The 3282-nt window shown below is 70.7% G+C and carries 2 protein-coding genes and 1 pseudogene; all 3 read right to left on the bottom strand.

The genetic code is table 11. The annotated features are described in order from the left end of the window. Positions 1 to 153 precede the first annotated feature (153 nt). A complete protein-coding gene (locus tag ACIPLC_RS38055) occupies positions 154 to 426 on the bottom strand; it encodes a hypothetical protein (protein ID WP_400477642.1) in 273 nt (90 codons plus the stop codon). Between the two features lie 144 nt (positions 427 to 570). Next, entirely contained in the window at positions 571 to 3132 is a 2562-nt protein-coding gene (locus ACIPLC_RS38060) for an ABC transporter permease (RefSeq protein ID WP_400477643.1), read from the bottom strand. Between the two features lie 59 nt (positions 3133 to 3191). Further along, a pseudogene (locus tag ACIPLC_RS38065) lies at positions 3192 to 3282 on the bottom strand (ABC transporter ATP-binding protein); the annotation flags it as partial.

Here is a 3282-nt window from a genome sequence, read left to right on the forward strand (position 1 = left end):
GCGCCTCGAAGAACCTCGCCTTCAGCACCTCGAAATCCACGATCCCCGCAACTCCCTGAACTCCAGGGTGTTGCGGGGATCAATAGAACCCGCCCACCCCGCCGGGCGGGGCGGTGTCGTGTGCGGCGCTATGTCCCGTACGGGCACGCGGCGCTATATCCCGTACACGCAGAGGAAGACGATGAAGGCGACCAGCCCGACGGCCGCGGCGATCCACGGGCCCGGCGCGAACTCCTGTCGGACGTACCCGGCGTCGTGCGTCTGCGACAGGTGCTGGGAGGCCTTCGCCTGCGCGCCGAACGTCGCCGACCTGCGGTAGCCGCAGCTCTCGCAGACCACGCGCCGGGTGTTGCTCCGCCCCGAGACGACCTTCACCGCGTGCTGGTGCCCGTGCGGGTCCTCGCCCGTGAACCGGCTGGTCTCCATGCCTTGGCCCCCTTCGCCTCGCCCCTGTGTGCGCGAGCATCCTTGCACGCACCACCGACAGCCGTACCCCGGTGGGACCGGGATACGCCGGAGCCCCGGACGGTCGTCGACCATCCGGGGCTCCGGGCTGCTCAGGGGCGGGGCCTACTCGCTCTTGATCGCGCCCAGGATGTCCATCCGGGCGGCCCGGTGGGCCGGCCAGAGGGCGGCCAGCAGGCCGATCACCGCGGCCGCGACCAGGAAGCCGACGATCTGCACCGGCGGCACCACGGTGGTGATGTTCTTGAGCGAGTCCGCCATCGTGCGGGTGCCCGCCCAGGCCACCAGGATCCCGAGCCCGATCCCGACCGCGCCGCCGAACAGCGCGATCAGCAGCGACTCCAGCCGGACCATCCGGCGGATGCCGATCCGGTCCAGGCCGATCGCCCGCAGCATGCCGATCTCCCGGCGCCGCTCGAACACCGACATCGCCATGGTGTTGACCACGCCGAGCACCGCGATCACCACGGCCATCCCGAGCAGCCCGTACGTCATGTTCAGCATGCCGGTGATCAGCTGACGGTTCTCCGCCTTGACGTCCTTCTCGCCCTTGACCGCGATCAGCGGGTTTCCGCCGGTCGCGTCGCGCAGCGCCTGCTTCAGCTTCTCGTCCGCGCCGTTGGCGCCCTTCACCAGGACCTTCGCCGGGCCGGAGCCGGGCAGCGCGTGCGGGCCCACCACGTTGTCCGGGGCGACGATGCCCGCCAGCGCGCTGTTGGCCTCCAGCACGGCGCCGACGGTGAGCGAGCCCTTGGTCTTGTCCGGGTAGGTGACGGCCATGGTGTCGCCGACCTTGAAGCCGAGGCGTTCGGCGGTGCCCGAGCTCATCATCAGCTTGCCCTGCTTGAGGGCGTCCGCCGAACCGTCCTTGACCTTGACGGTGGCCAGCTGGCCGATGGTCGCGGCGTCGACGCCCGTCAGGAACTCGTAGTCGGAGTCGCCCTTGTCGGTCGTCACCCGGACTTCACGCATCACGCTCATGGCGCTGACGCCGGGCGCCTTGGCGAGCTGGCCGGCGACCTCGGGGGAGAGCCTCGAGCCGTTCTGCATGGCGACCGTGTAGTCGGCCTTGAGGTCGTTCGTGGTCTCCTCGTCGACGGCCTTGTTCACCGAGGCGCCGACCACGGTCAGTGCGGTGATCAGGGTGACGCCGATGGTCAACGCCGAGGCGGTGGCCGCCGTCCGGCGCGGGTTGCGGATCGCGTTCTCCTGGGCCAGCTTGCCGGGCGTGCCGTACAGCCGGCGCAGCAGCGGGGCGAACAGGGCGATCAGCGGCCGGGACAGCAGCGGGGTCAGTACGAACACGCCGATCAGCAGGGCGCCCGCGCCGAGCCCGACCAGCTTGAACTCCTTGCCGCCCACGCCCGCGGCCAGGGCGCCCGCGCCGGCCAGCGTGAACAGCAGGCCGATCGCGTTGCGCACCCGCAGGCTCTTCTGGGTGGCCGGCTGCTCGACCGAGCTCATCGCCGCCACCGGGGCGATCCGGGCGGCGCGCAGGGCTGGCAGCAGGGCTGACAGCACCGTCACCAGGACGCCGACGGCCAGGGTCACCGCGATGGTGAGCGGCTTGATCACCAGCGAGCCCTGCGGCATGGTGTCGTCCATCGCACTGACCAGCGACTGCATTCCGGCGCCGATCCCGATGCCGGCGAGCAGCCCGGCCGCCGAGGCGAGCAGGCCGACCAGCAGTGCCTCGACCAGCACGGAGCGGGTGATCTGCCTGCGGCTGGCGCCGATCGCTCGCAGCAGTGCGAGTTCCTTGGTGCGCTGGGCGACCAGCATGGTGAAGGTGTTGGCGATGATGAAGATCCCGACGAACAGTGAGATGAAGGCGAAGACCATCAGGAAGGTGCTCAGGACCTTGGTGCCCTGCTGGATCATCCGGTCCTGCTCGGCGGCGAGCTCGCGCCCGGTCTTCGCCTCGATCGAGTCGCCCTGCGGGGCGGTCTGCTTGACGGCGGCGAGCAGCGCGGTGTCGTCCGTGCCCGGCTTGCCCTTGACGTCCAGCTCGGCGTAGCGGCCCGGGCTCAGGTAGAGCTGCTGGGCGGTGGCGGTGTCGAAGGCGGCCAGCGAGCCGCCGGCCAGCACGCGCGGGTCATTGGTGGTCAGGGTGCCGGTGAGCTTGAGCTCCATCACCGGGCCGTTGACGGCGACCCGGATGGTGTCGCCGACCTGGTAGCCGCCCTTCTCGGCGGTCTTGGTGTCCAGTGCGATCTCGCCCGAGCCGTGCGGGCCGCGGCCGTCGACCAGCGGGTAGCGCGGGTCGGTGCCGTCGGCGCCCGGCACGTAGTTGGTGCCGGTGGTGGAGAAACCGTTGCCGATCAGCGCGCCCTTCTTGTCGGCGATGCCGGCGAAGCCGCTGACCACGCCGCGCGCCTCGGCGGCGCCGGGCAGGGCCGCGACCGCCTTGCGGATCTCCTCGGTGAGGGCCGGGCCCTCGGAGTCCTCGCCCGTGTGGTCGTAGGCCTGGCGGGCGGCGTCTCGGTCACTGACCGTGACGGCGATGTCGGTGTAGCTCTTGGAGTTCTGAGTCCTGAGCGCGTTGCCGAAGGTGTCGGAGAAGACCATGGTGCCGGCGACGAAGGCGGTGCCGAGCAGCACGGCGAGCATCGTCATGAGCAGTCGGCTCTTGTGGGCCAGCACGGTGCGCAAAGCGGTGCGGTACATGAGGGGGTGTCAGTCCTGGGGGTTCTCGAAGGTCGGTGGCGCGGGGCTCGCGGAAGGCTCTAGCTGGTGCGGCCCTTGGCGTCGAAGCGGCGCATGCGGTCCAGGACGGTGTCGGCGGTGGGGTGGTGGAGTTCGTCGACGATGCGGCCG

This window comes from Kitasatospora sp. NPDC086801 (genome assembly GCF_044745805.1).
Taxonomy (GTDB): domain Bacteria; phylum Actinomycetota; class Actinomycetes; order Streptomycetales; family Streptomycetaceae; genus Kitasatospora.

Excerpts from the sequence above, each read along its gene's own strand:
- ACIPLC_RS38060 (WP_400477643.1), bottom strand. The coding sequence starts at position 3,132 with ATGTACCGCACCGCTTTGCGCACCGTGCTGGCCCACAAGAGCCGACTG.
- ACIPLC_RS38055 (WP_400477642.1), bottom strand. The coding sequence starts at position 426 with ATGGAGACCAGCCGGTTCACGGGCGAGGACCCGCACGGGCACCAGCAC.